The sequence below is a fragment of the Actinoplanes sp. ATCC 53533 genome, assembly GCF_003947245.1.
Genome location: NZ_QHHV01000427.1, coordinates 1 through 1,821, shown reverse-complemented (window position 1 = coordinate 1,821; position 1,821 = coordinate 1). Strand labels below are relative to the sequence as shown.

The 1,821-nt window shown below is 66.3% G+C and carries 3 protein-coding genes; 2 read left to right on the top strand and 1 reads right to left on the bottom strand.

Features of this window, described 5'->3' with window-relative positions; translation table 11 throughout:
- A partial coding sequence (locus DMB66_RS58685) for an SAM-dependent methyltransferase (protein WP_199753285.1) occupies positions 1-243 on the bottom strand: 243 nt, incomplete at its 3' end.
- Between the two features lie 562 nt (positions 244-805).
- Between DMB66_RS58685 and DMB66_RS58680 the strand changes: the two genes are divergently transcribed.
- Positions 806-1,240 (top strand): hypothetical protein, encoded by a 435-nt coding sequence (locus DMB66_RS58680; RefSeq protein ID WP_199753284.1) that lies wholly within the window; start codon positions 806-808, stop codon positions 1,238-1,240.
- Between the two features lie 91 nt (positions 1,241-1,331).
- A partial coding sequence (locus DMB66_RS58675; protein ID WP_233625600.1) for a helix-turn-helix domain-containing protein occupies positions 1,332-1,821 on the top strand: 490 nt, incomplete at its 3' end.

The window sequence follows — 1,821 nt, the reverse complement described above, 5'->3', positions numbered from 1 at the left end:
GTTGGCGGTGGGCAGGCCGGTACCGATGTCCAAGAACTGTCGAATCCCGACGCCGACGAGATGCGTAACCGCACGCACGAGAAACTTGCGCTGCTCGTGTGCCACCTCCACGATGGCCGGAAACGACGCGCGGACCTGATCGCCGACCATGCGGTCGATTTCGAAGTTGTCCCTGCCACCCAGGATGTAGTTCCAGACCCGGGCACTGCTCGGCTTGGTCGTATCGATGTTCGGCTTGGTCATCAACGACGTCCTTCCGCAGGAAGGCGAGACGGAACTAAAGGAGGATTCTACGGCTACCTGCGCCGTGAACACCAATCGCGTAACCGTGTCCGATTGGTCGGTGGTGACGCTCCGCGGGTCCGCCGTGTGCCGGGCATACTGTCCCTGCACCAGCCGGCTGCGGTAGGCGCTGGGCAGCGATCGACGACCCATGGCCCACCCGAACCGGTACCTCGACAACGATGGGTCCTCGGTGCCGCAGCGGCAGCCACACGCATGGCGGTCGGCATGGCGGCGCCGACGCCCAGGAACTGCGGAAACGACCCTGCGCGAGTCTGGCCAGTGGTCGAGGGAAGCCAGTGCGACCGCGATCTGGTCGGCACGTTGCCAACCGACGGCGCCGAATCGGAGAAAGACCTCGTGGATCCCGACGAGAGCGATTGCCACACCCACGACTATAGTCACTAGTCATCTAGTCGTGCAACTGATGTCAACGGCCGGCGGGGCGGCGGCGTGATGTGACCCTTCGGGGCCGCCCCGGCGCAAAGATGCAGCTCGCCAGTCCTTCAGGAGCTGCCACGCCATGACAATCCGCTGGACCTGGTTCGCACTCGCACCTCTGCCGCTACGAATGAATGCCGGCTTGGCGGGTTCCGCCACAGAGCGTCGCTCACTCGATCGCCTCCGGGCCTGGCTCCGCATGCCGGAGGGCGATGTGGACCGGCTTGGCTGCCTGCTGGCCAAGGCCACGGCCGAGCTGGCATGGGAGAACGAAGCCGTTGCGACCCGGTCGCTCGCGACGTACGAAAGGCTGCTCGACAGCTGCCGGCAACTTGTCGAGCAGGCGCAGCGCGCCGGACACGTGGACCCGGCCGCCGACGCCGAGGCGCTCGGCGGGCTGATCGTCACCACGCATCGCGGGCTCGAGGCGCTGGCGAAGGCGGCGGTCGACACGAAGACACTGCACCGCATCGCCGACGCCGCGATCGACAACATCGCACTCAAGGTGCGCGTTTAGCGCTCAGAACACGGCTGCCTCATCGCAAGCTGACCCCTAGTGTCTCGTGATGCTGGTTGCGTTATGTGACTGGTTCGTTGATCCTGGTGTGATGCTGGACGAGGAGCGGGCTGCGGAGTTGCGGGCGGTGCTGAACAGCCGGGATGTGCCGGCGGTGGTCGCGACCCGGGCGCGGATCGTGTTGTGGATGGCCGAGGGCCGTCGGCGTAAGGACGTGGCCGAGTTGGCCGGGGTGTCGTTGCCGACGGTGGATCGGTGGGTGGCCCGGTACGCCGGTGATGGTCTGGCCGGTTTGGAGGACGGCTCTCATGCCGCGCCGCGTGAGCAGGTGCCGGCCTGGGTACGCGGGCGGATCCTGGCGTTGTCCCGGATGTCGCCGCCGGTCGAGACGGGGTTGTCGCACTGGTCGAGCCGGGAGATGGCCGCGTATGTGAAGCGGGTCGAGGGTGTGGCGGTGTCCTGGCATTACGTGGCGAATCTGTGGCGGGACAACGGGTTGCAGCCTTACCGGCAGGGCACGTTCAAGCTGTCGAAGGATCCGGCGTTCGCGGAGAAGGTCGCCGACGTGATCGGTTTGTATC